The 24,100-nt window shown below is 68.6% G+C and carries 27 protein-coding genes, 1 tRNA gene and 1 pseudogene; 15 read left to right on the forward strand and 14 right to left on the reverse strand.

The annotated features are described in order from the left end of the window. Window positions 1-70 precede the first annotated feature (70 nt). From groL to N798_RS00110, 7 genes are all read right to left on the reverse strand, one after another. Window positions 71-1,699, reverse strand: coding sequence for a chaperonin GroEL (gene groL / locus N798_RS00080; RefSeq protein ID WP_035945239.1), 1,629 nt, complete (start codon window positions 1,697-1,699; stop codon window positions 71-73). Window positions 1,700-2,062: 363 nt separating this feature from the next. After that, the gene (locus N798_RS00085; RefSeq protein ID WP_035945240.1) at window positions 2,063-2,527 is read right to left on the reverse strand and encodes a hypothetical protein; all 465 of its coding nucleotides are present in this window, start codon (window positions 2,525-2,527) and stop codon (window positions 2,063-2,065) included. 3 nt (window positions 2,528-2,530) lie between these two features. Beyond that, entirely contained in the window at window positions 2,531-2,830 is a 300-nt protein-coding gene (locus N798_RS00090) for a DUF3263 domain-containing protein (protein WP_232222664.1), read from the reverse strand. 104 nt (window positions 2,831-2,934) lie between these two features. Further along, window positions 2,935-3,612 (reverse strand): HAD family hydrolase, encoded by a 678-nt coding sequence (locus N798_RS00095; RefSeq protein WP_035945242.1) that lies wholly within the window; start codon window positions 3,610-3,612, stop codon window positions 2,935-2,937. A gap of 7 nt (window positions 3,613-3,619) precedes the next feature. Then, entirely contained in the window at window positions 3,620-4,087 is a 468-nt protein-coding gene (locus N798_RS00100) for an arsenate reductase ArsC (protein WP_035945244.1), read from the reverse strand. Next, window positions 4,084-5,163 carry an ACR3 family arsenite efflux transporter gene (arsB, locus tag N798_RS00105; protein WP_035945245.1) on the reverse strand — a complete coding sequence of 360 codons (1,080 nt, stop codon included), beginning with the start codon at window positions 5,161-5,163 and terminating at the stop codon, window positions 4,084-4,086. The genes N798_RS00100 and arsB overlap by 4 nt, the downstream gene beginning before the upstream one ends. Then, complete coding sequence (locus N798_RS00110) at window positions 5,160-5,651, reverse strand: ArsI/CadI family heavy metal resistance metalloenzyme (protein WP_035945247.1); 492 nt, start codon at window positions 5,649-5,651, stop codon at window positions 5,160-5,162. Before N798_RS00110 ends, arsB begins: the two co-directional genes overlap by 4 nt. A 116-nt stretch (window positions 5,652-5,767) precedes the next feature. Between N798_RS00110 and N798_RS00115 the strand changes: the two genes are divergently transcribed. Beyond that, window positions 5,768-6,136: an ArsR/SmtB family transcription factor gene (locus N798_RS00115; protein WP_035945248.1), complete on the forward strand. Its 369-nt coding sequence runs from the start codon at window positions 5,768-5,770 to the stop codon at window positions 6,134-6,136. A 97-nt stretch (window positions 6,137-6,233) separates the two neighbouring features. Here the strand turns inward: N798_RS00115 and N798_RS00120 are convergent, their stop codons facing one another. Together N798_RS00120 and N798_RS00125 are read right to left on the reverse strand one after the other, a co-directional pair. Further along, window positions 6,234-6,728 carry an SRPBCC family protein gene (locus tag N798_RS00120; RefSeq protein WP_035945250.1) on the reverse strand — a complete coding sequence of 165 codons (495 nt, stop codon included), beginning with the start codon at window positions 6,726-6,728 and terminating at the stop codon, window positions 6,234-6,236. 5 nt (window positions 6,729-6,733) lie between these two features. Next, the gene (locus N798_RS00125) at window positions 6,734-7,138 is read right to left on the reverse strand and encodes an ArsR/SmtB family transcription factor (RefSeq protein ID WP_084099895.1); all 405 of its coding nucleotides are present in this window, start codon (window positions 7,136-7,138) and stop codon (window positions 6,734-6,736) included. Window positions 7,139-7,219: 81 nt separating this feature from the next. On the opposite strand from N798_RS00125, the gene N798_RS00130 reads away from it, so the two are divergent. The 4 genes from N798_RS00130 (at window position 7,220) to N798_RS00145 (ending at window position 10,668) form a co-directional block, all read left to right on the forward strand. Next, window positions 7,220-7,897: a uracil-DNA glycosylase gene (locus N798_RS00130; protein ID WP_035945251.1), complete on the forward strand. Its 678-nt coding sequence runs from the start codon at window positions 7,220-7,222 to the stop codon at window positions 7,895-7,897. After that, window positions 7,897-8,718, forward strand: coding sequence for an SGNH/GDSL hydrolase family protein (locus tag N798_RS00135; RefSeq protein ID WP_156971572.1), 822 nt, complete (start codon window positions 7,897-7,899; stop codon window positions 8,716-8,718). Before N798_RS00130 ends, N798_RS00135 begins: the two co-directional genes overlap by 1 nt. Before the next feature lie 42 nt (window positions 8,719-8,760). Further along, entirely contained in the window at window positions 8,761-9,927 is a 1,167-nt protein-coding gene (locus N798_RS00140) for an acyl-CoA dehydrogenase family protein (RefSeq protein ID WP_035945254.1), read from the forward strand. A gap of 213 nt (window positions 9,928-10,140) precedes the next feature. Continuing rightward, window positions 10,141-10,668: a hypothetical protein gene (locus tag N798_RS00145; protein ID WP_035945255.1), complete on the forward strand. Its 528-nt coding sequence runs from the start codon at window positions 10,141-10,143 to the stop codon at window positions 10,666-10,668. A gap of 96 nt (window positions 10,669-10,764) precedes the next feature. Here N798_RS00145 and N798_RS00150 read toward each other — a convergent pair whose 3' ends face one another. Continuing rightward, window positions 10,765-12,108, reverse strand: coding sequence for an MFS transporter (locus N798_RS00150; protein WP_084099897.1), 1,344 nt, complete (start codon window positions 12,106-12,108; stop codon window positions 10,765-10,767). Window positions 12,109-12,175: 67 nt separating this feature from the next. After that, window positions 12,176-12,634 carry a GyrI-like domain-containing protein gene (locus tag N798_RS00155; protein ID WP_035945257.1) on the reverse strand — a complete coding sequence of 153 codons (459 nt, stop codon included), beginning with the start codon at window positions 12,632-12,634 and terminating at the stop codon, window positions 12,176-12,178. A gap of 153 nt (window positions 12,635-12,787) precedes the next feature. Here N798_RS00155 and N798_RS00160 point away from each other — a divergent pair. After that, a tRNA-Thr gene (locus N798_RS00160) sits at window positions 12,788-12,860 on the forward strand. A 174-nt stretch (window positions 12,861-13,034) separates the two neighbouring features. Here N798_RS00160 and N798_RS00165 read toward each other — a convergent pair. Next, window positions 13,035-14,203: pseudogene (locus N798_RS00165) on the reverse strand (IS3 family transposase). A 163-nt stretch (window positions 14,204-14,366) separates the two neighbouring features. On the opposite strand from N798_RS00165, the gene N798_RS18280 reads away from it, so the two are divergent. Beyond that, window positions 14,367-15,005 carry an SHOCT domain-containing protein gene (locus tag N798_RS18280; RefSeq protein ID WP_198030686.1) on the forward strand — a complete coding sequence of 213 codons (639 nt, stop codon included), beginning with the start codon at window positions 14,367-14,369 and terminating at the stop codon, window positions 15,003-15,005. 160 nt (window positions 15,006-15,165) lie between these two features. Here N798_RS18280 and N798_RS17960 read toward each other — a convergent pair whose 3' ends face one another. After that, window positions 15,166-15,690, reverse strand: a complete 525-nt coding sequence (locus N798_RS17960) for a hypothetical protein (protein ID WP_156971542.1) — start codon at window positions 15,688-15,690, stop codon at window positions 15,166-15,168. Between the two features lie 114 nt (window positions 15,691-15,804). Beyond that, complete coding sequence (locus N798_RS00180) at window positions 15,805-16,557, reverse strand: DUF6994 family protein (protein WP_052116752.1); 753 nt, start codon at window positions 16,555-16,557, stop codon at window positions 15,805-15,807. 340 nt (window positions 16,558-16,897) lie between these two features. Here N798_RS00180 and N798_RS00185 point away from each other — a divergent pair, with 340 nt between their 5' ends. The 8 genes from N798_RS00185 to N798_RS00220 all read left to right on the forward strand — a co-directional run bounded on the left by N798_RS00185 (window position 16,898) and on the right by N798_RS00220 (window position 24,088). Next, window positions 16,898-17,584, forward strand: coding sequence for a TY-Chap2 family putative peptide chaperone (locus N798_RS00185; protein ID WP_198030687.1), 687 nt, complete (start codon window positions 16,898-16,900; stop codon window positions 17,582-17,584). A gap of 391 nt (window positions 17,585-17,975) precedes the next feature. Continuing rightward, a complete protein-coding gene (locus tag N798_RS00190) occupies window positions 17,976-18,680 on the forward strand; it encodes a DUF6308 family protein (RefSeq protein WP_156971543.1) in 705 nt (234 codons plus the stop codon). Between the two features lie 430 nt (window positions 18,681-19,110). Next, window positions 19,111-19,620: a PIN domain-containing protein gene (locus N798_RS00195; protein ID WP_052116753.1), complete on the forward strand. Its 510-nt coding sequence runs from the start codon at window positions 19,111-19,113 to the stop codon at window positions 19,618-19,620. Between the two features lie 119 nt (window positions 19,621-19,739). After that, window positions 19,740-20,423, forward strand: a complete 684-nt coding sequence (locus N798_RS00200) for a hypothetical protein (protein WP_035945269.1) — start codon at window positions 19,740-19,742, stop codon at window positions 20,421-20,423. Between the two features lie 143 nt (window positions 20,424-20,566). Further along, window positions 20,567-21,817, forward strand: coding sequence for an OmpA family protein (locus tag N798_RS17100; RefSeq protein WP_156971544.1), 1,251 nt, complete (start codon window positions 20,567-20,569; stop codon window positions 21,815-21,817). Window positions 21,818-21,974: 157 nt separating this feature from the next. After that, window positions 21,975-22,421, forward strand: coding sequence for a hypothetical protein (locus tag N798_RS00210; RefSeq protein WP_035945271.1), 447 nt, complete (start codon window positions 21,975-21,977; stop codon window positions 22,419-22,421). An 87-nt stretch (window positions 22,422-22,508) separates the two neighbouring features. After that, on the forward strand, window positions 22,509-23,426 hold the full coding sequence (locus tag N798_RS00215; RefSeq protein ID WP_035945273.1) for a hypothetical protein: 918 nt from the start codon (window positions 22,509-22,511) through the stop codon (window positions 23,424-23,426). Between the two features lie 89 nt (window positions 23,427-23,515). Further along, the gene (locus N798_RS00220) at window positions 23,516-24,088 is read left to right on the forward strand and encodes a hypothetical protein (RefSeq protein ID WP_035945276.1); all 573 of its coding nucleotides are present in this window, start codon (window positions 23,516-23,518) and stop codon (window positions 24,086-24,088) included. The last annotated feature ends 12 nt before the right edge of the window (window positions 24,089-24,100 follow it).

The following is a 24,100-nucleotide window of genomic DNA, read 5'->3' on the forward strand; positions in this document are numbered from 1 at the left end:
AGGGCGGCCTCCCCGTGGGGAGACCGCCCTCCTGCGGCGCGAACGGCCGAGGCCGCTCAGCGGGACGGGATCAGAAGCCCATGCCGCCCATGTCGTCGCCGCCACCCGGCATGGCCGGAGCGGCCTTCTCGGGCTTGTCGGCGATGACGGCCTCGGTCGTGAGGAAGAGCGCGGCGATCGACGCGGCGTTCTGGAGCGCGGAGCGCGTCACCTTGGCCGGGTCGATGATGCCGGCCTTGATGAGGTCGACGTACTCGCCGGTCGCGGCGTTGAGGCCGTGACCCGAGTCGAGGTTGGCGACCTTCTCCGCGACGACGCCACCCTCGAGACCACCGTTGATGGCGATCTGCTTGAGCGGGGCCTCGATCGCGACACGCACGATGTTGGCGCCGGTGGCCTCGTCACCCTCGAGCTGAAGCTTCTCGAAGGCAGCCTTGCCCGCCTGGAGCAGGGCCACGCCACCACCGGCGACGATCCCCTCCTCGACGGCAGCCTTGGCGTTGCGCACGGCGTCCTCGATGCGGTGCTTGCGCTCCTTGAGCTCGACCTCGGTGGCCGCGCCCGCCTTGATGACGGCGACGCCGCCGGCGAGCTTGGCGAGGCGCTCCTGGAGCTTCTCGCGGTCGTAGTCGGAGTCCGACTTCTCGATCTCGGCGCGGATCTGGTTGACGCGACCCTGGATCTGGTCGGCGTCGCCCGAGCCCTCGACGATGGTCGTCTCGTCCTTGGTGACGACGACCTTGCGGGCCTTGCCGAGCAGGTCGAGCTCCGCGGTGTCGAGCTTGAGGCCGACCTCCTCGGAGATGACCTGGCCACCGGTGAGGATGGCGATGTCGGCGAGCATGGCCTTGCGACGGTCACCGAAGCCCGGGGCCTTGACGGCGACGGACTTGAAGGTGCCGCGGATCTTGTTGACGACGAGCGTCGACAGGGCCTCGCCCTCGACGTCCTCGGCGATGATGAGGAGCGGCTTGCCGGACTGCATGACCTTCTCGAGGAGGGGCAGCAGGTCCTTGATCGAGCCGATCTTGGAGTTGACGACGAGCACGTAGGGGTCGTCGAGGACGGTCTCCATGCGCTCGGCGTCGGTGACGAAGTAGTGGCTGATGTAGCCCTTGTCGAAGCGCATGCCCTCGGTGAGCTCGAGCTCGAGGCCGAAGGTGTTGCTCTCCTCGACGGTGATGACGCCCTCCTTGCCGACCTTGTCCATGGCCTCGGCGATCATCTCGCCGATCTGGGGGTCAGCAGCGGAGATCGAGGCCGTGGCAGCGATCTGCTCCTTGGTCTCGACGTCCTTGGCGTTGGCGAGCAGCTCGTCGGAGACGGCCGCGACGGCCTTCTCGATGCCGCGCTTGAGCGCCATCGGGTTGGCGCCGGCGGCAACGTTGCGCAGGCCCTCCTTGACGAGTGCCTGGGCGAGGACGGTCGCCGTCGTCGTGCCGTCACCGGCGACGTCGTCGGTCTTCTTGGCGACCTCCTTGACCAGCTCGGCGCCGATCTTCTCGTAGGGGTCGTCGAGCTCGATCTCCTTGGCGATGGACACACCGTCGTTGGTGATCGTGGGGGCGCCCCACTTCTTCTCCAGCACGACGTTGCGGCCCTTCGGACCCAGGGTGACCTTGACGGCGTCGGCGAGGGTGTTCATGCCCCGCTCGAGACCGCGGCGAGCCTCTTCATCGAAAGCGATGATCTTGGCCATTCGGGTGGTTCCTCCCACGCGAATCGAAGGTGTCGGCCAGGTGGTGCCCGCGACGGACGAGCCGAACCCGCGTGCCTCATGTCATGCGCGCGTGCCGACCCTCACCGGTCTGGCCAGGATTGTCACTCTCATGCCGAGAGTGCTAACGCCATTATTGGCACTCTCACGTGGAGAGTGCAAACGACTGTCGTATGCCGTCCGCCCACCTTCGTCCGACCCGTCGCCCCCGCGCCCCTCCCGCAACGTCAGCGGGAACGGTCGCAAGAGCAACCCTTGTCGCTGACGTTGCGGACGGCTGCATTGCAACGTCAGCGGGAACGGTCGCCAGAGCAACCCTTGTCGCTGACGTTGCGACGGGGCGGGTCAAAGGGTCGGGGCGTGGCCCTCGAAGGTCGCGCGCATCGCACCGTCGGCCTCGCTCGACACCGGGTCGTCGAGGTCGGCGACGAAGACCGCGACGAGTGTGCGTGCCGGGTTCGACGCGGCCTCGGCGAGCGCCTGCCGCCACGCGGCGAGGTTGGGGTGGTCGAGCGACGTGCACGCCTCGGCCGGCTCGAGCGACTCGACGGCGGCCCGGAGCTGGGCGGTCGTGAGGTCGAGCGTCGCGGTCGACCCGTCGTGACGCAGGACGGTGGCGAGCACGACGGCGGGCAGGCCGTGCCGACCGCCGGGGACATTGACGTGGGCGAACTCCCACTCGACCGAGCTCGACGCGGGACTCAGCCCGACGGCATACGCGACCGGAGGGCGCCAGCCCTCGATCTGCGAGGCGAGGTGGTCCTTGATGGCCGCGAGACCCTCGGGCGTGCTCCAGTCGAGCTCGGCCACGGCTCAGCCCTGGGGCTGCAGCCCGAGGCGACGGGCGGAGCGGGCGCGCTGGCGGGTGGCGCGCTGGCGGCGCAGGCGCTTGACGAGCATCGGGTCGTGCTCGAGCGCGACGGGGCTGTCGATGAGCGCGTTGAGCACCTGGTAGTAGCGGGTCGGGCTCATGTCGAAGAGCTCCTTGATCGCCGACTCCTTGGACCCGGCGTACTTCCACCACTGCCGCTCGAAGTCGATGATCCGGCGGTCGCGCTCGCTCAGGCCCGGGGCATCGGGCGTGGCGGACTGCTCATCGTGCACGGCGTTCACGGTTCGACCCTTCATGGAGCGGCGGCTGCGACACCCACCCTAACGGTCGAATGACACGACTGTCATTAGGGTCGGCGTGTCCGCTGGACACCCTTGACAGTGGCCTACTCAGGCGTCCCAGCAGTCACATCCGTCCCGCCGAGCAGGTATGCCGTGAGCGCGTCGACGTCGTCGAACACCGCTTCCGGGAGGGTCGCCTCGAGGTCGGCTCGCTCCCCCGCACCCCACGTGACCGCAATGCCAGGCATCCCGGCGGCCCGGGCGGCGAGGATGTCGACGGTCGCGTCACCGACGTAGACCGCGGTGCTCGGGTCGACCCCGACGACGCGAGAGGCGGCGAGCAGCGGCTCGGCGTCGGGCTTGTGCCGGGTCGTGTCCTCGAGCGCCCCGACGACGTCGATGAGGTGGTCGATGCCGACTCCGGCGAGCGCGAGCCGGGCCGTCTCGCGCCGCTTGCTCGTGACGACGTGGACCTTCGCCCCCGCGGAGGTGAGCGCTTCCAGCATCTCGGGGACGCCGGCATACCGCTGGATGAGGCGCTCGGTGTTGGCGAGGTTCCACTCGCGGTAGGTCCGGTCGAGGTCGTGACCGCGCTCGGGGTCCTCCTCGAGCAGGGCCGCGAGGAGGGGGCGGCCGATCCAGGCGCGGGCGCGCGGCTCGTCGATCTCCTCGCCGCGCACCTCGCGGAAGGCGTGCTGGTAGCTCGCCACGATGAGCGGGATCGTGTTGGCGAGCGTGCCGTCGAGGTCGAAGAAGATGGTCTGCCAGCGGGGTGCGGTCACCCGGCCATCATTCCCGAGGGGGCGACGGCTCCTCCAACGGTGTCGCGTCGGCGACCGGCTCGACGCCGAGGCTGTCGAGCAGGTCGAGGACCCGGGCGCGGATCTCGTCGCGGATCGGGCGGACGGAGTCGACCCCCTTGCCGGCCGGGTCCTCGAGCGCCCAGTCCTCGTAGCGCTTGCCCGGGAAGAACGGGCAGGCGTCGCCGCACCCCATGGTGACGACGACGTCGGAGGCCTGCACGGCCTCCGACGTGAGGACCTTGGGCGAGGCGGCGGTGAGGTCGATGCCCACCTCCGCCATCGCCTCGACCGCGGCCGGGTTGACAGTGTCGGCGGGCGCACTGCCGGCGGAGCGAACCTCGACCCGGCCTCCGCCGAGAGCCTCGAGCCAGCCCGCGGCCATCTGCGATCGGCCGGCGTTGTGGACGCAGACGAAGAGCACGGAGGGTCGGTCGGTGGCGGCTTGGCCGGTCATGCGGGATCCTTCGGGAAGAGACGGCTTCTCAGGTGGAGCGAGACGTAGACGAGGGCGACGAGCACCGGCACCTCGATGAGCGGGCCGACGACGCCCGCGAGCGCCTGGCCCGAGGTGACGCCGAAGGTCGCGATGGCGACGGCGATCGCGAGCTCGAAGTTGTTGCCGGCGGCGGTGAAGGCGAGCGTCGTCGTGCGCTCGTAGCCCAGCCCGAGCGCGCGCCCGAGCAGGAGGCCGCCACCCCACATGAGGGCGAAGTAGGCGAGCAGCGGCAGCGCGATCCGCGCGACGTCGAGGGGCCGCGACGTGACCTGGTCTCCCTGGAGCGCGAAGAGCACGACGATCGTGAAGAGCAGCCCGTAGAGCGCCCACGGCCCGACGCGCGGCAGGAACGACGTCTCGTATGCCGTCCGCCCCCAGCGCTTCTCCCCCACCCGTCGCGAGAGGTAGCCCAGGACGAGCGGGACACCGAGGAAGACGAGGACGCTCGAGGCGATCTGCCACGTCGAGACGTCGAGCGAGTCCTGCTCGAGCCCGAGACGACCCGGCAGCCACGACAGGTAGAACCAGCCGAGTCCCGCGAAGGCGACGACCTGGAAGAGCGAGTTGAGGGCGACGAGCACCGCGGCCGCCTCGCGGTCGCCGCAGGCGAGGTCGTTCCAGATGATGACCATGGCGATGCAACGGGCGAGGCCGACGACGACGAGGCCGGTGCGGTACTCCGGGAGGTCGGGCAGGAGCAGCCACGCCAGGGCGAACATGAGCGCCGGGCCGACGACCCAGTTGAGGACGAGCGAGGCGGCGAGCATCCGCCGGTCGCCGGTGACCGAGTCGAGCCGGTCGTAGCGGACCTTGGCCAGCACCGGGTACATCATGACGAGAAGGCCGATCGCGATGGGCAGGCTCACCCCGTCGACCTCGACGGCGCCGAGGGCGTCGCCGAGACCCGGTACCGCCCTCCCCAGCCCGAGACCGACGGCCATGGCGATGCCGATCCAGACGGGGAGGAAGCGGTCGAGGGTCGAGAGCCGCGGGGAAGCGACGTCGGGCGCAGGGCGGGTGTCGGTCACGCTCATGCGCTCGCGGTGCAGCAGGCGGCGCCGTCGGGCTGGCGCCCGGAGACGTCGAGGACCTCGAGGCTCGCCGTCGCGGGGCGCGCACCTGCGGGGTTCTCGTCCTTGACGGTGTAGACCTCCCACGGCGCGCCGGCCGGGTCGTGGACCCAGACCTTGTCCTGCAGGGCGTAGCAGCAGGTCGTGTCGTTCTCGTCGAAGGCGGCGAGACCGGCCTGGGCGAACCGCTCGCGCGAGGCGGCCACGCCCTCGACGGATGGGACCTCGACGCCGAGGTGGTTGAGCGCACCGGCCGTGCCGGACCCGCGCACGTCGTCGGTGGTCTCGATGAGGACGAGCTTGAGCGGCGGCTCGGCGACGGCGAAGTTCGCGTAGCCCGGGCGGCGCTTGGCCGGCTCGACGCCGAACATCGCCGAGTAGAACGCGATCGACGCCTCGAGGTCGGTGACGTTGAGGGCGAGCTGGACGCGAGAGCTGGACGTGGTGGTCATCGGCGGGTCCCTTCGGATAGATTGACGGACGTCGATATGAAGAGCAAACCGCAAATATCGATGTTCGTCAATATCTATGGTGGCACCATGTCGCACAGCCGAGGGGAAGGGCCCGCATGACGACGACGACCGCGCCGAACGCGCCGAGCGCGAGCGCACCGAGCGCGACCACGACGACCGCGTGCTGCGGCATCACGACGCCGGGCGGGCTGACGCGGGAGCAGGCCGAGACCAACGCCACCCTCCTCAAGGCAGTCGCCGACCCGGTCCGCCTGCGGCTGCTCAGCATCATCCGTGACAGCGAGGGCGGCGAGGCGTGCGTCTGCGACCTCACTCCGGCGGTCGGGCTCGCCCAGCCGACGGTGAGCCACCATCTCAAGGTCCTCACCGAGGCCGGGCTCATCGAGCGCGAGAAGCGCGGCACCTGGGCGTGGTTCCGGGTCGTGCCGAGCCGGCTCGAGGACGTGCGCTCGATCTTCGCCTGAAGCACGACCGAGTGTCGGGACTCCGGGCCCTCCCCCGCTGGGATGAGCCCGGACTTCCGACTCTCGACGCGGTCGGCGACGGCGCCTCGCGGCTCGGTCAGGCGGCGTCGGCCCGCAGCGCTTCGTCGAGCTGTCCGACGGCCTGGGTCAGCCCCTCCTCCATGCCCATGTCGAGGACCTTCTGGAGATCGTCGGCCGAGCCGTAGACCGTCGTCGACGAGACCCGCGTCCCGCCGTCATGCTCGGTGAACTCGACGACGGTGTCACCGGCCGGCATCCCCTCGGCGGGGTTGCCCTCGGCGTCGGCGAAGCCGTCGACGTAGGCGAGCCGGCTCGTCGGCTCGACGGCCGTGACGTCCCAGTAGCCGCCGAACTTCTCACCCTCCGGCGAGGTCATGTAGTAGGTCATCCGGCCGCCCTCGCGCAGGTCGTGCGAGGTGACCGTGAGCGGGTAGCCGGGCGGGCCGAACCAGCGCTCGAGCTGGCGCGGGTCGGTCCAGAAGTCCCAGATGCGGTCGACGGGAGCCGCGAAGTCGCACGTGACGACGATCGAGCGCTCGTCGCTGTCGGTCGTGATGTCGGTGACGGGCATGGGTCCTACTCCTTCTCCTGGTGGGTGTGCTGACGTTCCTCCGGGTCCTGACGGCCTCTCTGGTCGTTGGTGGCGTCGTGGAGGCCGGCGAGGAGGTCGTCGATCCGCCCGATGCGACCGCGCCACACGGCCTCGAGCTCGGACAGCATCGAGGCGACCGAACGCAGCGCCTCGACCTCGCCGCTGGCGAGCGCCTCGCGTCCGCTGCGGCGCTTGCTGACGAGCCCTGCCCGCTCGAGCACGGCGACGTGCTTCTGCACCGCGGCGAAGCTCATGTCGTAGCCGCGGGCGAGAGCGGAGACCGAGTGCTCCCCGACGAGGACGCGACGGAGGATGTCGCGCCGGGTCCGGTCGGCGAGCGCGTGGAAGAGGGCGTCCGCCCGGTCCTCGTGCACCTCCTCGGTGGTCATGGCGACAACCTACAACCGTTAGGTTGTAGATTGTCAACCCCTCCACGTGGAGGACCTCCCGGCGTGGATACGGTGGGACGCGTGACCAGCCGCCCCCTCGCCGAGATCGTCCACCCGTCATGGGCTCGGGCCCTGGCGCCGGTCGAGGAGACGCTCACCGAGCTCGGGGCCTTCCTGCGCGAGGAGATTGCCGCCGGCCGCGGCTACCTGCCGGGCGGGGCCCACGTCCTGCGGGCGTTCGAGCAACCGCTCGACGACGTGCGCGTCCTCGTCGTCGGCCAGGACCCCTACCCGACTCCGGGGCACCCGATCGGGCTGAGCTTCGCGGTCGCCCCCGACGTCCGGCCCATCCCCCGAAGCCTCGTCAACATCTACACCGAGCTCCAGAGCGACCTCGGCGTCCCCCCACCCACGAGTGGCGACCTCACGCCGTGGGCCGAGCGGGGCGTCCTCCTCCTCAACCGGGTCCTCACCGTCCGGCCCGGCACACCGGCGAGCCACCGCGGCAAGGGCTGGGAGCAGGTCACCGACTGCGCCATCGACGCCCTCGTCACTCGCGGTGGACCGCTCGTCGCGATCCTGTGGGGCAGGGACGCGCGCTCGCTGCGGAGCCGGCTGGACGGCATACCGTGTGTGGAGAGCCCACACCCCTCTCCCCTGTCGGCGCGCAGCGGCTTCTTCGGGTCGCGCCCGTTCAGCAGGGTCAACCACCTCCTTGAGCAGCAGGGAGCCACACCGCTCGACTGGAGTCTGCCGTGATCCCCGCACCGTCCACACCCACCCGCGTCTGGAGCAGCTACGTCGCCATCGGCGACTCGTTCACCGAGGGGATGTCGGACCCCGACCCCGAGAAGGACGACTCCTGGATCGGGTGGGCCGACCGCCTCGCCGAGTCGCTCCACGACCTCGCCGAGCTCGAGCACCTGCCCTTCAGCTACGCCAACCTCGCCGTCCGCGGCCGGCTGCTCGACGACGTCGTCGGCTCCCAGCTCGACCGCGCGCTGCAGATGGCCCCCGACCTCGTCTCGATGGTCGGTGGTGGCAACGACCTGCTGCGCCCCGGTGTCGACACCAACGCACTCATGGAACGGCTCGAGGCGGCCGTGGTCCGGTTGCGGCAGAACGGTTCCGACGTCCTCCTCGCGACGCCGGTCGACCCGCAGGAGGCCGGGCTGCTCAAGCCGCTGCGCGGTCGTCACGCGGTCCACGCGGCCAACATCTTCACGATCGCCCAGCGCCACGGCTGCTACGTCCTCAACCTCTGGGGCATGCCGGCACTGCGCGACTGGCGCCTGTGGGCCGGCGACCGCATCCACCTCACGACCGAGGGGCACCGCCGGGTCGCGCTCGCCGCGCTCGCCGCCCTCGGTCACGCCACCGACGAGGAGGACTGGCGCACACCGCTGCCCGTCGGCGACGCGACGACCCGCCGCCAGGAGCTGCGCGCCCACGCCGCGTGGGCCCGCGAGCACCTTGCGCCATGGGTGCAGCGACGGATGAAGGGCCAGTCGAGCGGGGACCACCTCGACCCCAAGCGTCCCGAGCTGTCCCCGATGCGTCCCTTCGTCGACGGTCCCTGAGGCCCGTCCGGTGCCGCTCGCACTGGCGTTACAGTCGCGGGTATGCCGGTCACCCGCCTCATGCCCACCACCGACGGTGACGACCTCATCGCCCTCACCCGCGAGATCTGCGACAAGGAGCTGCGCCCGCGCGTCGACGACGCCGAGCGCGAGGCGGCGGAGGGCGAGTCCTTCCCGACCGAGGTCTTCCGGACTCTGGGGCGGGCGGGCCTGCTGTCGCTGCCGCACCCCGAGGAGCACGGCGGCGGCGGGCAGCCCTACGAGGTCTACCTCCAGGTCGTCGAGGAGATCGCCGCGGCGTGGATGAGCGTCGCCGTCGGCGTCTCGGTGCACTCGCTCACCGCCTACCCCGTGACGACGTTCGGCACGGCCGAGCAGCAGGCGGCGCTCCTGCCCGGGATGCTCTCCGGCGAGCAGCTCGGCGCCTACTGCCTCTCCGAGCCGCTCGCCGGGTCCGACGTCGGGTCGATGACGACGAAGGCGACGCGGACCGACAGCGGTGACGGGCCGGCATACGGGATCAAGGGACGCAAGGCGTGGATCAGCCACGCCGGTCATGCCGACTACTACACGACGTTCGCGCGCACCTCCGACGACGGCGGGCGCGGCATCTCGTGCTTCATCGTCCCGGCCGGCTCCGACGCGATGACGTTCGGCGCGCCCGAGAAGAAGATGGGCCTGCACTGCGACACCGTGCGGGAGGTGATCTTCGACGGTGTGCCCGTCGACGAGGCCCACCGCATCGGCGACGAGGGGCAGGGAATGGCCATCGCCCTGTCAGCGCTCGACGCAGGTCGTCTCGGCATCGCTTCTGCCGCAACGGGTCTCGCCCAGTCAGCGCTCGACGTCGCCGCGACCTACGCGAAGGAGCGCGAGCAGTTCGGGCGGCCGATCGCGTCGAACCAGGGCCTCGCGTTCCTCATCGCCGACATGGAGGCCGCGGTCTCGGGGGCTCGCTCGGCCTACCTTCACGCCGCGCGGCTCAAGGACGCAGGCCGGCCCTTCGCCAAGGAGGCGGCGGTCGCCAAGCTGCTCGCCACCGACGCCGCGATGAAGGTGACGACCGACGCGATCCAGGTGCTCGGCGGGGCCGGCTACACCGCCGACTTCCCCGTCGAGCGGATGTTCCGCGAGGCGAAGGTGACCCAGATCTTCGAGGGGACCAACCAGATCCAGCGGCTCGTCATCAGCCGCCACGTCCTGCGCTGAGGCCCCGACCGACCCCCGGCAACGTCAGACCGGGCCGTCTCATACACGGCCCGGTCACTTCTTTATAGGTCGCGCGAGTGCCCGGGCAGGTGACCGACACGCGTCTGCGGGATGACGCGTTGGCAACCTCTTCTCCCGGGCCGGGCGACGGCGCTAGCCTGAAACATTCGGTGTCCGGCCGAGGACACCATCGGGGAGTGTGGGGTGGTTGGGGTGAGTCCAAGGTCCACGCGTGGCTCGGACGCGGTCGCGCAGCTCAAGTCGGATCTCGGCAGCGACATCAAGGAACGCGGGCCGCAGGCGCAGGACGAGCTGACGGCCGAGGGTACCTACGAGCCCACCGCCGACGAGGCCAAGACGATGCTCGAGGCCGTCAGGAAGCGCGCGGACGGATGGCGCAACGGGATCGGCGCGACCTTCACCCTCATCCTGGCCAGCCTGGCGATCAAGCCCGGCGAAGGCTTCATGAAGTACACCGGCGACACCCGGACGGCCCTGATGGCCGTCCTCGGGCTGTCGATCGCCAGCGCTCTGGCGGGCCTCCTCCTGCTCGTGCGCGCCGCCAACGGGCCCTCGTGGCTCACCGAGCTCGTAGGTCCGGATGCAACCCCCGAGCGCTACCTGCACCGGGTGGCCGGAGCTCGACAGGACATGAGACGCGGCCAGCTCGCCTGGGGGCTCTCGCTCGTCCTGTTCTGCATCGCCGTCGGCGTCACGTGGTTCTCGGCCTCACCCACCTGAGCAGCAAGACGGCACCGCGGTGGCGGGATGGATGTCTCAGCCGGAAGAGCCCGCTGTGGCCGTCGTCGACTGTCGCCCTCCCACCGGACGCCGGGGTCAGTCGGGGTCGCGCGAGATCCCGGGCAGCAGGGTGTCCCCGGCGCGCAGCGCGTCCAGCGCGCCGGGGTGGTCGCCGATGAACTCGAGACCCTTGTGGCGGTAGCGCCATATCTGGAACGCGCCGAGGGACCACAGCAGGAACTGGACCGACATCGCGACCTTGAAGTCGTCGAGCTCGTAGGAGCCCGGCCCCTCCGGCACGCGGTGGTCGAGGATGAAGCCGATGAGCGCCATCGTCACGAGCGAGGCGAAGAAGCCACCGATGTTGATGACGCCGGACGCGCGGCCGAGCCGGTCGGAGGGGTGGAAGCTGCGGGCGAGGTCGAAGCCGACCATCGACCCGGGCCCGCCGCACCCGGTGACGCAGACGAGCAGGACGAGCAGGGGCAGCGGTGCCCGCCCCGGCCAGAGCAGGACGAGGGCCCACGTGCTCGCGATCGCCGCGACGATGGTGAGGACGATCTGCGAGCGCCGGTAGGGCAGCCGCCCGGTGAGGTGGCCGACGACCGGACCCGCCACCATCGACGCGAGGGTGAGCGTGATGAGCAGGCTGCCCGCCGTCGTCGGGCTGAGGCCCTGGCCCTCGACGAGGAACGGGTAGCCCCAGAGCATCGTGAAGACGGTCGCGCCGAACTGCCCGGTGAAGTGGATCCACATCCCGAGCCGGGTCCCGGGGTTGCCCCAGACCTCGCCGAGCGTGCGGGCCAGCGCGCGCACCTTGATCTTCTCGACGGCGACGCCCGCGTAGGGCGAGTCCTTGACGACGAGGAAGAGCGCGACCGAGAGCAGTGCACCCGCACCCGCCGCGATGCCGAACGACCGCTCCCACCCGTAGCGGTCGAGGGCCGCCGCGAGCGGGGTGGCGGCCGCGACCGCTCCGAGCTGGCCGACCATGCCGCTCAGCTGCGTGATGACCGGCGCCTGCTTGACCCGGAACCACAACGCGACGAGCCGGAGCATGCTCGTGAAGATCATCGCGTCTCCCATGCCGAGCAGCACGCGCGCCGCGAGCCCGACCCCGAAGCTGCCCGCGAAGGCGAACCACAGCTGCCCGATGGAGATGAGCGCCAGCCCGACGAGGAGGAGCCGGCGCGAGCCGAAGCGGTCGAGGAGCACACCCACGGGGATCTGCATGCCGGCATACACGACGAGCTGGACGACCGTGAAGGTCGCGAGCTGCGACGCCGTGATGTCGAACCGCTGTGCCGCAACGAGACCGGCGACACCGAGCGACGTGCGGTGGAAGACGGCGACGGTGTAGACCGAGAGCGCGACGACCCAGATGACCCAGGCCCGGCGACGCCCGATGTCGTGGATCTGCCGTCGCAGGGGTCGCGTCACCGCTCGATTCTATGGACGACCCTCGTATGCCGTCCGCGCCGTCCACGCCGCGGCTCGCCCCGGGTGGTCAGCCCACGGGGATGAGGACCCGCGTGCGCCACGTCGCCGGGTCGGGCGCAGTGGTCGGGTCGGTGAGGTACTCCTCCCACATGTCGCCCCCGCTGCTCAGGCCGTGCTCCCCCGCCCAGCGCAGGGCCTCGTCGTAGGTACGGCCGAGGGTCTCGTAGGGACCGACGTGCATGGCCTCGACGGCTCGGCAGGCCGGCAGTGCGCCCGCCCGGACGTCGTCCTCGGCCCGGACGAACGCGGACGTGGGGAACCCGGCCTCCACCTCGACCGTCGTGGTGGGTGCGCCGAGGTAGCGGGTGAAGGGCGGCCCGGTGACCTTCACGCCCTGGCGGGCAGTCGTGGCCATCACCGAAGAGAAGGCTTCGCCGACGAAGTCGGCGATCTCGGTCATCGGCACCACGTCCGCCACCACGGCGACCGCCTGTTGCTCGAGCTCCACGATCCTCGGCTCCGTCATGGCTCCACCGTGGCCCCGCCGCCCTCGCGACGTCAGGGACGTTCGTCCCGCCGAAGCGGGCCTGCACTCGGGGGCGCGGCAGTGACGACTCCCCACACCGGAGTCGGCAGGTAGAGTGCAGGACGCCGTCGGGGGCATCGCTCGCCGACGCGCGCTGGCGTGGCGCAATCGGTAGCGCACCTGTCTTGTAAACAGGTGGTTGAGAGTTCGAGTCTCTTCGCCAGCTCTGTGCTTGAGGCCCCGGATAGTGCCCCTGACCTGTGGTCTTGCCTCTATGAGTGGTGAGTCGAGGCGCGGACACGAGTGGGCACAGGGCAGGACTCCACTCTGGGATCGCACAGGGATAGCACAAAACGAGCGGGACTGCTGACGATTTGATTGACACTTCGGGTGTGGTGATTCAGGCCGCGTGTGTCGGCCAGTAGATGGTCTCAAACTCGACCGGGGTGGTCTTGCCGAGGGAGCGCTGCCGGCGTCGGCGGTGGTAGGTCCGTTCGATCCAGGTGACGATCGCCAGGCGCAGCTGGTCGCGGGTGTCCCAGCGGCGGCTGTTGAGGACGTTCTTCTGCAGGAGCGCGAAGAAGGACTCCATCGCGGCGTTGTCGGCGCTGGAGGCGACCCGGCCCATGGACCCGAGCAGGCCGTGGTGGTGCAACGCGGCGACGTAGGGCCGGGAGCGGAACTGGCTGCCGCGGTCGGCGTGGATCACGCAGCCGGTGACCGTGTGAGGTCCGCGGCGGGCGACGGCCATCTCGAGGGCGTTCACGGCCAGCGCGGCGGGCATCCGGTCCCCGATGGAGTAACCGACGATCCGCCGGGACCAGACGTCCTTGACCGCGCACAGGTACAGCTTCCCCTCGGCGGTGGGGTGCTCGGTGATGTCGGTCAGCCACAACCGGTTCGGGCCCTCGGCGGTGAAGTCGCGTTCGACGAGGTCGTCGTGCACCGGCGGGCCCGGCTTCTTCCACCGGCCCCGGCTACGGGCGTGCGCGGACACGATTCGGGCCTGCGAGCAGATCTTCCACACTCGCCGTTCCGACAGCTGATGGCCGGCGGCGGCGAGCTCGTCGGCGATGAACCGGTATCCGAAGCCCGGGTCGTCGGCGTGCACCTCGAACGCGGCATGCGTGGCGTACGCGTCGACCAGGTCCCGGTCACTGACCGGATCGGCCTGCCAGGCGTAGAACGCTTGCGGCGAGAACTTCAGCACCCGGCAGGTCACCACGACAGGGATCCCGTCGGCGGCAAGGTCACGGACCAGCGGGTACGTCATTTTGGGGACTGGCCCAGCCTCAGGTTCGCCTGCGACAGGTACGCCGCCGCACGGCGCAGGACCTCGTTCTCCTGCTCCAGCAGGCGAATCTTCTTCTTCGCCTCGCGCAGGTCTTCGGACTCGGCCTTGGTCACGCCGGGACGGTGACCGTCTTCGACATCGGCCTAGCGGAGCCAGTTCCGCAGACACGACTCGGAGATCCCGAAGTCCTTCGCGAGCTGGGCGATCGGAGCCTCGCGACGACGCGCGACTGCGACCACGTCATCACGGAACTCCTTGGGGTGGGCTGCTGGCATGTCGACATCCTTCCAGCGGCGACCGCATGTCCCCACAGTCCAGGTGTCAACCGAACCTTCAGCAGTCCCACCTGTACAAGCGGCCACGCTTCCTTAGACCGCTTGGAACGCTCTCTCAGACAAACCTCAGTGGGCCACGCTGAACGTGTCCTACAGTTCCGGCGTGGCAATCTTTCAGGAACTCACAGGCCAGGGTCGGGTGGTCGGCGGGCATCTGGCAACGGGCACAGTCGTGGCAGGCGGGGCAGGCCCGTTCTCCAAGAACAACGACCTCTCCATTCAGCACGCCTCCAATCCGTTCAAACGCCACAGGATCAACGCCGACACCATCACGGAGTGGGAAGAGATCCAGACGAAAGAGGGCCTCGCAGGGGCAGTGGGTCGAGCCGCGGCCGGTGCCGCCATTCCCGGTCGAATCGGCAAGGCGGTCGGGGCAGGCCTTGGCGCAGCAGTCAGTTCTGGACATACCGTGCGCGTCATCTGGGCTGATGGCAAGCAGTCGATCATCGAACTCCCCGAGAAGCAGTTCATGGTCATGTCCGTGATCCTGAAGGACCTCCAGATAGTTGCTGACCTTCCAGTCCAGGAAGTCCCTGAATCACAGCCCGGCGTGGGCGGAAAGTTTGCTGACCTCGCGGCATCGGTACTCGGGAGGTCCCGCGCACCCATCGCCACAGCAGACACTGCCACCGCGCCAGATCCCGCCGACCAGATCGCGAAGCTGGCGGCGCTCCATGCCCAAGGCATCCTCACGGACACGGAGTTCGCCGACAAGAAGGCCGAGCTCCTCAGGCGCCTCTAGCGGCGCAACGAGATCACTGGCGCCTGGCGAGATCTCCGAGATCCACGGTGTGAGCGTATGGATGAACCCAACGTTGCCCGGCTTGAACGGGCGGCCCCCTCGCCAAAGGCGGATGGACGGTCTGGGTGAAGCGGAGCGCGGTGAAAGACCCCCATCGCCTCTAATTCTGTGTCCGGTGATGTGGGTCTTCTTCTCGTCGCCACTGGGCGAAATGGACCAGTTTGGTCACCTTCGCCGTCACCAGGCTTTGCTGTAGATGCCGCATGGCGTACTCCAGATACGTCGCGGATATGTCTTGCCAGTATGGATCAGGTTTGCTGAGCGGGTAGCCGCGCATCTCGGCATCGATGGCGGCAAGTGCAGAGCTACCGAAGTAGTTTCCAATCGCCGCTCTAACGTCACGCTGGAGACTTGAGAGTTCTCGAGGGAGAGCCGCCGCGTGCTGCATGCATACCTCTTCGAATGCGTAGACGGCGAGAGACACCGCATTGGGCGTCGGAGGCGTGGCAGTGGACTCATGGACGAGTGCTCGGAGCTGTGCCATGGCTGGAAGAAGACGGTCAACAGCTTGGACGTGAGCGTCGGACGCACGCTTGGCCCGTCCCGAGCTCTTCGCCAGTGTCCATGCCCCGATCCAGGACAACGCCATCGTGAGCAGACCCCACGCCACCTCCGCCCAAGTCATGGAGCGATCATGTACCTGAGCTCGGACATTGACGCTCACCGGCACGCGGCCCCTTCCTACCTTCTCAGGCTCCGCGGAGAACCCGTTGGCCCGAAGCCGACAGAAGCTGCCAGCTCAGCTCGCGGTATTGGCGATCCACGCCCTCATGCGGCGTTGGCGCTGCTTGATGAGTGACAGCGTGGCTTCCATACAGGTCACATACTCGTCGACGGTCCGCGGTGTGCCTGTCCGGGCGAAGTCCTCGAGCGGCACATAGAACCGGACCTTTTCGTAGTCGGGGGTGACCAGGTCCTGGAAGTGGAAGAAGGTCACGAATTCGTCGAAGCCCTCGAACAACGCGAAGAAGTCCTCGTACGCGGCCAGAACATCCGCGAGAGGGCTGTCTTCCTGCCCCTGATAGTGGCGCCGAATGCACTCGAGGGTGAGGTCCATGCGATCGGCGATGGCTGAGCGGGTTCCTCTTGCCTGATTGATGGTTGGCCGGTCCTTCGGCCTCACTAGCCAGATCATGGTGCTTCCGACTGTGTACGGCGGATTCAAGTAGCGAGTCTTCTGCTCCGAGCTCAATGCCGCGATCGAGTCCACAAGCGCCTTCGGTCGCAACCAACCCGTGTAGGAATTGGTGATCGCATCACTGCCGAACCAATGCTGATCACCTGAGGCATCCGTGTAGATGAGGTATCCCTCGCGCCGGGTCGCGGGCGCCTCCAGAGCGAACACGTTCCCCGACCTCAAAGGCTTGGACCACAACAGCTGGTGATATCGGCGCAGCGTCGGGCTGTCACTGTCGGCATCGGGCCTTGTCGCTCGCGGTTGGTCCGTCTCGAAGTTGAACCCATCATCGAAATCAGGCTCGGCCGGAGGCATAGCGACATGCTCTCAGGGATCCTGCTGCTTCGGCAGGTTCTCGTTACCTGCGCCGTTAGCTTCGGTTCCGATGGCGGGTAACGCAGCTTCATCATGGCTCGAGGCCGATGAACCCGAACGTCAACGCACGACGGGCTGAAGTGCCGCAAGTTTTCACGTCCAAGTCGCGGCTCGCCAGCACATTATCCATTCTCGGACACCCGATTGGTCCGCCATCCGGTTGCTAGCCGGCACGTGGCGGAGTGGCGTCACTGGCCGCCTCGTGCTTCAGATGTGGCGCTCGCTGAATGGGACAACGGGATTCCCTGCGCCGGCCCGCATGGCTGGCTAGCGTGATGACATGCTCGAACCGACGGTGGCTGAGGCGGCATCTTGGGGGCTCGCGGCTGCACTGGCGAGACGTCATCCTGAACTTGTTGTGCGACGCGAGCACCCCGGAGGCGGTCAGTACGACGTGTTGGCTGTTCGCAGTCTTCAGGGCTGCGCGGTGATGTTGAACCGCACCGGAACGATCCAGGTGCACAAGCGCGATGACGGTCGCGAACCGGACTGGGAACCGTTGTCATGGGCGTCGGCGCTCGAGCTTGACCAGAAGGACCTGTGCCGCCAACTGGAGTCGGCCGCAGGGTTGCGGAGTGTGTCGGCAACGCCCCAGTCGACTCAACGTGTGCTGGTCTATAGAGTCCTGGCGGCCATAGCCGGGCTCCACATACTGCGCCCAAGGGTCGAGATCACGATGGGTGCCATCGACACGTCCGGTTCCTTCGGGGGCCCCGCCGAATGGCTTGTGCGGTTTCCCGAGATCGCCGCAATTGTGAAGCGCGACCAAAGGCGCGGTGAAGAACCACGGTTCGCCTATTGGCACGCAGGTGCCCGCGACTTCGAAGTCGCATTCGACGTGAACACGGGGGATGTGTGGTCCTTGGCGGGTCGCAGGTCGAATCTCTTGGTCGCGTATACGAAAGGTGGGCGACGCATGCCGGCCCTGGTGTCACAGGTTCTGTCCATGGGGACGGACACGCGATGAGGACGACCCGCCAAGCGGAATTGTGGCCTGAGGACGAACTGGAGGTTCAGCGACGATTACTCAGTTCAGCCGCGCTCATTCGCTTCGCCATCCAGTCTTCTGAGCTTCATCCTGAACACCGGGAGATGCGGAGGGTGGCTGGCGGTTGAGGGGGCCATGATCCAGGCAGGCAACTGGACGCCGCCGAAGTTCAGGCTCGGTGACACGGCGAAGGAGTCTCTTTTGAGGCGTACTCCAAGACGTGGCTGCGCGATAGACGGCTCAAGCCGCGGACCCGAGAGGGCTCTGCGGAGTGACCCGGTGCGGTCCGCTGGATCTCGTCGAGTGGCCCGCATAGAGCAGGCCGGCCAGCCAGAATCAGCCGTTATCAGGCCCTAGCGAGGTAATCAGGATGATCAAGGATCGATTCACGGCCCTACCGGAAAGCTGGACAGTCGCCGACGAGACAACGGTGAGCAAAAGCCTCGAAGCGGTTGGCGCCGCCCTAACTGCTCCCGCCGTAGTCGACAATCTGGTGGCCTACTACGCCCGAGACCGCAATTTCGCGGGAGCCACCTTCCTCGATCTGGACCCCGTCAGTCCGTGGGACCTGAATTCGTCGGACTTGCTAGCCCTGAACCTTCTGTCGGTCCAAGCGCCGCCGTACTCTGTTCGACGCCTGCTCGAGCCATCACCCGACCGCAACCTAGTGCTACGTCTCCTGTCCGAGGACTCGCTCCCCTTGGACGCCGACTTGGCGACGGCAGACCCCGCGACAATGACGGCAATGGCAGACCTGCACGAGGCGATCAAGGCCTGCCTCTCACCCGCCCACGTCAAGACGAAGAACTCTTGGGTGACCGCGTCAAAACTGTGTGCCAGGAAACGACCTGACCTGTTTCCAGTTCGGGACAGTGTGGTGTGTGGCTACTTAGGACTCGGCAACAACTACCAGGTCGACTGGCAGGTCTTCCGCAGGATCGTTCAGGAGACAAGCATCCGAACTGCGATCGACGAGCGCATCGACGCCGCAGCGGCCAAGGGCGCAGCAATCGGCCATCCCAACCGGCGGCTTCGACACCTCGACGCCATCCTCTGGATGCACGCCAGGACCTGACGACACCCGGGCCCAAGAACGGTGACGAGGCCAGACCCGTTGCATCACCCCGAGTGATGTCGCACCCGTCCTGACGGCCCGAAACGGTGGATATCGAGGGACGTCCGCCGATGATCCTGGTGAAGGCTGAAGACGACCGCCACCGCTCGCTGGTGTTCGCGGTTTTTCAGTCGTGCCCCCCCGGGCGCGGGCTCCCTTACGACACTTGTCCCGCCGACCGGCCGGGAGTCGAAGGTTTGTCCTGGCTTCTCCCGTCCGTTTGAACGGGCGATGCCGGTGGCTGTGGAGGTGCCGCAGCGACTCCTTGGCGTCCTTCGCCGCGGCGGCTGTTCCGTCCGGGTCTGGGTGGGTGGGTGGGTGACACGGGAGCGGGGTTGTGGCCGGTATGTGCCTGTGTCCGCACCATCCGCTCGTCCCGGAGGTACCCGCCATGACGACCCACCCGACCACCCCTACCCCCGCCCCGACCGCTCGATCCGACGCGGCACTCCCGGCCGCGCGGGGGCGCACGTTGCATCTGGTCGACATCGAAAATCTTGTCCTGGGCCGGCCTACCCCCGCGAACGTGCAGCGCGCTTGGGCCGCGTATCAGCGCATCGTGGGCGTCTCTGCTGGCGACCAGGTCCGGATCGCCTGCGCTGACGCGGCCGCGGCCGCGGTCGCGTTCTCCATCTCGACCGGGCGGCAACTCCTGCTTGCTGGCCACGGCCCCAACGCCGCTGACCTGGCCCTGATCGAGTCAGTCGACATCGACTACACCGCACGCCGGTGGGGCCATGTCGTCATCGCTTCCGCCGACCACATCTTCGCCCCCCTTGCCGGCGCGTTGACCCGCGCGGGCTGCACCGTGTCGGCCGCGCACCTCACCCCGTGCGCGGCCGCCCTGCGGTTGGCCACCCACACGCAGCACCAGCTGCGGTATTGCCTCACCCTCCACTGATCCATGTCCGGGACCGGCGGACAGCCCATCCGGCCGGTCTCGGTGACACACCGTGCTTCCCAGTTCAGGTACTCGCCATTGACCCACATCACCAGCGTCACCAGACCCAGGAGAACCTCATGTCTCGCACCACCACGACTTCACACCCTGCCACCGACGCGGCCCTGCTCCTTCGCCAACCCGACCGGCCCCTGCCGTACCCACTGCTCCTGCGCATCGCCGACGTCCTGGCGGGACGCCGCGATGGCCGCAGCGGCCTAGCCGGTGACTTGGTCGCGTACTGCCTGGCCGACGACGCGACGACCTGGCTGAGGCACAACCAGCACCGCCTCACCGAACGCGTCCACTCCGAGACCGTTCGTCACGACGCACTGGCCCTGAGCCTCCACCAAGAAGCCGCTGCCCTCCCGGGACAGATCAAGGACACCAAACGGGAACTACGAGCCGCCCACGCAGCCCTCGCCGAGCTGCCTCCCACCCCCAGCAATCCGACCGCGCGCCGCGCCACCGAAGCTCACACCGACGCGACCGTCGTTACGGCCCGCCGCGCCCGCGAACACCACGACACGGTCTTGGCCCCTGCCCGCGCCCGAGTCGCCAATGCAGAACACGCACTGTCCGAGCTCCGAACCCGACGCCGCGACATCATCGCGACCCTGACGGCCCTAGCCCAGGTTCACGCCCAACGCACCGGCCGCCTCACCGAGTTCCACGCCCGACGCGCACACGCATACGAGCGCGCATACCTTCGCCGCCTCGCCGGCACCCACAACGACCCCACAACCACGGCCACAGTCGCCTGACCCGCCCCGGCGAGGCGCAGCCTGCGTGCCCGACCACCGCCCACCCCGAGGAGAACCCACCTGGTGACACGGTCAGCCCAACGCACCCGGTATACGCCGGCACCACCACCCCACACCGACCTGCACCACGACTGGAGCCCGCCATGAACCGCAACACCACCCACTCCCCCACTACCGTCGCCACAACCCGCATCGCCTCGCTTCTGGCCGCAGTAGCCATGGCCATCTGGGGCGCGGGCTGCTCGGCCCCGGCCAACCCTGCCCGTGACTGCCTTACCCAGCCGCTGCCACCTGCTCCAGGCGCCCTAATCGTGCTCGTGGGTGTTCACGCGAACACCCCCGCCCCGGCCTTGCCGGCCCCCGCCGCGCCGATACTGCAGGCAACCCTTGCCGCCGGGAACCCGGTCAAGGTTGTCGCGGTCGACGGCACCCCCAGCACATTGCCGATCTCAGCGACAATGACCGTCGCACGAAGTACCTGCGACACCTTCGACACCGACCTCGCGGTCGCGACCAACGCCGTAATCGACACGATCACGGCTGCGACCGCCGACAGTGACGGGGACAACCTGTTCGCCGCCATGGACATGGCTGGGCGCACCATCGCCGCCGGCGGCTGGTCCAACGCCACGATCCTGGTCATCGACTCAGGCCTGGCCGAGCGCCCCAATTCCCCGATCAACTTCGCCCAGCCCGGGATGACAAGCCTCAACGACGACCAGATCACCGCCGCCGCCGACTTCGCCACGACAAACCAGCCTCTGGACCTCAAGGGCGTCACTGTTGCCTTCCATGGCCTGGCCGCGACCGCCGCGCCACAACCCTCACTCTCGCCTGCCGAAGCCCAGGTCATCGCCAAACTGTGGGTCGAGATCGCCAAGAACGCTGGTGCCGACTCCGTCACGGCAGTCCCCACGCCGCGCACCGGCCCCGGGCCCCAAACCCGGTACATCACCACTGTCATCCCGCCCGCGGACGTGTCCACATTCGAACCGCCGACCCCCGGGAACCCGACGAGGGCCAAGTTCGGCGAGGAGGACATCCACTTCGCCTTCGACTCCGCCACCATCACCGACCCAGGCGCCGCCACTGCCAAGCTGGCGCAGTTGACGGCGTGGCTCGCTGACGACCCCACCCACCGAGTCCAGCTGCGCGGACGCACCGATTCCTCGGGCACTCCCGGCCACAACGAGGATCTGGCCGGTCGTCGCGCGACGTCCGTCAAAGCGTTGATCCTGACCGCCGACCCGAGGATCAGCCCCAGCCAGATCAGCACGTTCGCTGACGGTGAATCCTTCAAAGGGGCCCTGCCCGACACCCGCCCCGACGGCTCGCTCGACCCAATCCCCGCAGCAATGAACCGCCACGTCCTAGCCATGGCCACCACCGATTGAAATGGCGGCGCCCTGACACCTTCGGGCGCCGCCAGCTGGGGCCACTCCCCCGAGGCCACTCGAACGGTTGACACAGCCGGGACGCTTCCGCCGGTTCTCACCGTGACACCAGACACACCACAACCCACCGCCCACACGTGGAAGGGACACCCCGCCAATGGCCACCCGCACCGCCTGGACCCAGCTGTACATGGACGTGCTCCACCACCGCCTTGGACTGAACGCCGTCGCCGAACCGGGCCACCTCCACGTCACCGACGGCAGCGACTGGCACTACCTCCTCGCCACAGACCCCGACACCACCCCCCACCACCTCCAGATCAGTTTCCCCGTCAGCTACGGCGGCTTCGACGTCCTGGACACCCAACCCCGTCTCATGGGCAGCATCGGAATCCGCCTCAACACCGCCACCGACCTGGTCAAAGTCGCCCCGACCAGCCCAACCGGCTGTCTCTACATCATTCACGCCCATCTCGCCGCCCCCGGAACCCTGCCCAGCCCCGATCTCCTCGCCGCGCTCCTGCCCTCCTGGTTCGCCCTTCTGGTCGACGCCCACCAGCAACTCCTCACCGAGATCGAGGCCGCGACCCTCTACAGCGCCTGATTGCCCATCGTTCGACACACACGGCATCGGTTCGCCGGTACCCCGATTGTCCGAACCAGCACCCCCCAACACGAAAGCAGACCTGTCATGGACCGCACCACCACCTCCTCCGACCCCGCGCGCGCGGCTGTTCTCCCGTCGTCGCCCTCGCCGGGCCGGTACGCACCACCGGCCACGCACGGCACCCCCGACCAGAGCCCCGCCCAGCACGCCCGGACCTCCGCGTTCTACTTCACCACGACCGTCGTCTTGGGGACGGTCGACGCCATCCTCATCAAGACCGTCTGGAACGTCGTCCTCAAAGACAACGAAATCATCTCCTGGACCATGGCGATCCTGACCGCGCTCGGCGCCTCCGCTCTGGCATGGACGGCGGGCCGATTCGCCGCTGTCGGGCTCACCGACCGACACCGCACCCACGTCGTCGGCGCCGCCTTGGCCGCCCTCACTTGGGCAGGCCTGGGAGCAGCCCTCTTCCTGCTCCGGTGGAACGCCGGCGCCCTCACCGGCACCACCATCCGGACAGAAGGGGCCAGCACCGCCGCCGCGGACAGCGCGACGGCAATCCACCACCTCTTGGCTCTGTGCCTCATCGCGCTGTACGCGCTTCCCGGCGTCCTGGCCACCCTCCACGGCTGGGAAGCCGGGAACCCCGTCGCCGCCCGTCAACGCCAAGCCCACACCACCCTGACCCGACTGACCGGCGAACTGCGCCACGCGGAGGCGCGCCTCCACGAACTCAGCGCCCTCACCACCCAACACCACAACAGCAAAGCCCGTGTCGACGACGAAGCCGGGCTCGCCCACGACCAAGCCGACGCCCTCGCCGCCGAGCTCAAGGCCTACACCCGCATCCGCATCGCCCACGCCCTCGCCGACCCCACCGGCGTCCCAGGGCCCCCCGCCACCACCGTCGGGAACAACCCGCACCACCTGAACCGAAGCGACGCACCCGACGACACCAACGACCCCGCCCCCGAACAGCACCAATCTCACGCCGCCTGACCCCACTGCCCAGCGCCACTCACGACACAGAACAAGCGTGCGCACCGGTACCCACCGTCACGTGCGCCCACCCTGGAAGGAAAGACCCCATGCGAAACCTGATCATCACCCTCACCACCCGCCTGCGCGCCCGCCGCGACCAACGCCGCTCGACCGACCACGAACCCGTTCTGCTCCACGGCACCGACACCACGGATCACCACGACCCGGCAGGCACCCCCAGCGCCGGATACCCCCACCACTACGTCCCCACCGGTCATCTCGGCACCACCGGCGAACCCCACCGCGACGAAGAACTCGCTTGGATCGACGCCGAAATCGCACACGCCCTCGAAAGCGGCATCCTCGACGAGGGCAACCACCACTACCTCGACGCTCTCATCGATCACCGGACCACCCAATGGCACGCCGCGATCGAAACAGTCGCCCACCGCCGTCGCCACGCCGCCGACGGTCTCATCGCCACCGCCACCTACTACCTTGCACTCGCCCGCCATGACCTGGCCACCACCCGCCTCGCCCACGCCACAGCGGCAGCCGCACACGCCCACCTCACCACCCAACTCGCCGGCACCCACCCCGCACCCATCAATCACGAACCCACCCCCATCCCTTCACCCCTCACCGCCACCCTGCACGCCGACCCACCCTGCGCGAAGTAGGCGCCGGCCCGC

The sequence above is a fragment of the Knoellia flava TL1 genome, from assembly GCF_000768675.1.
Taxonomy (GTDB): Bacteria; Actinomycetota; Actinomycetes; order Actinomycetales; family Dermatophilaceae; genus Knoellia; species Knoellia flava.

Excerpts from the sequence above, each read along its gene's own strand:
- groL (WP_035945239.1), bottom strand. The coding sequence starts at position 1,699 with ATGGCCAAGATCATCGCTTTCGATGAAGAGGCTCGCCGCGGTCTCGAG.
- N798_RS00100 (WP_035945244.1), bottom strand. The coding sequence starts at position 4,087 with ATGACCGGCCAAGCCGCCACCGACCGACCCTCCGTGCTCTTCGTCTGC.
- arsB (WP_035945245.1), bottom strand. The coding sequence starts at position 5,163 with ATGAGCGTGACCGACACCCGCCCTGCGCCCGACGTCGCTTCCCCGCGG.
- N798_RS00110 (WP_035945247.1), bottom strand. The coding sequence starts at position 5,651 with ATGACCACCACGTCCAGCTCTCGCGTCCAGCTCGCCCTCAACGTCACC.
- N798_RS00115 (WP_035945248.1), top strand. The coding sequence starts at position 5,768 with ATGACGACGACGACCGCGCCGAACGCGCCGAGCGCGAGCGCACCGAGC.
- N798_RS00120 (WP_035945250.1), bottom strand. The coding sequence starts at position 6,728 with ATGCCCGTCACCGACATCACGACCGACAGCGACGAGCGCTCGATCGTC.
- N798_RS00125 (WP_084099895.1), bottom strand. The coding sequence starts at position 7,138 with ATGACCACCGAGGAGGTGCACGAGGACCGGGCGGACGCCCTCTTCCAC.
- N798_RS00140 (WP_035945254.1), top strand. The coding sequence starts at position 8,761 with ATGCCGGTCACCCGCCTCATGCCCACCACCGACGGTGACGACCTCATC.
- N798_RS00155 (WP_035945257.1), bottom strand. The coding sequence starts at position 12,634 with ATGACGGAGCCGAGGATCGTGGAGCTCGAGCAACAGGCGGTCGCCGTG.
- N798_RS17960 (WP_156971542.1), bottom strand. The coding sequence starts at position 15,690 with ATGACTTGGGCGGAGGTGGCGTGGGGTCTGCTCACGATGGCGTTGTCC.
- N798_RS00180 (WP_052116752.1), bottom strand. The coding sequence starts at position 16,557 with ATGCCTCCGGCCGAGCCTGATTTCGATGATGGGTTCAACTTCGAGACG.
- N798_RS00185 (WP_198030687.1), top strand. The coding sequence starts at position 16,898 with ATGCTCGAACCGACGGTGGCTGAGGCGGCATCTTGGGGGCTCGCGGCT.
- N798_RS00190 (WP_156971543.1), top strand. The coding sequence starts at position 17,976 with ATGATCAAGGATCGATTCACGGCCCTACCGGAAAGCTGGACAGTCGCC.
- N798_RS00195 (WP_052116753.1), top strand. The coding sequence starts at position 19,111 with ATGACGACCCACCCGACCACCCCTACCCCCGCCCCGACCGCTCGATCC.
- N798_RS00200 (WP_035945269.1), top strand. The coding sequence starts at position 19,740 with ATGTCTCGCACCACCACGACTTCACACCCTGCCACCGACGCGGCCCTG.
- N798_RS17100 (WP_156971544.1), top strand. The coding sequence starts at position 20,567 with ATGAACCGCAACACCACCCACTCCCCCACTACCGTCGCCACAACCCGC.
- N798_RS00210 (WP_035945271.1), top strand. The coding sequence starts at position 21,975 with ATGGCCACCCGCACCGCCTGGACCCAGCTGTACATGGACGTGCTCCAC.
- N798_RS00215 (WP_035945273.1), top strand. The coding sequence starts at position 22,509 with ATGGACCGCACCACCACCTCCTCCGACCCCGCGCGCGCGGCTGTTCTC.
- N798_RS00220 (WP_035945276.1), top strand. The coding sequence starts at position 23,516 with ATGCGAAACCTGATCATCACCCTCACCACCCGCCTGCGCGCCCGCCGC.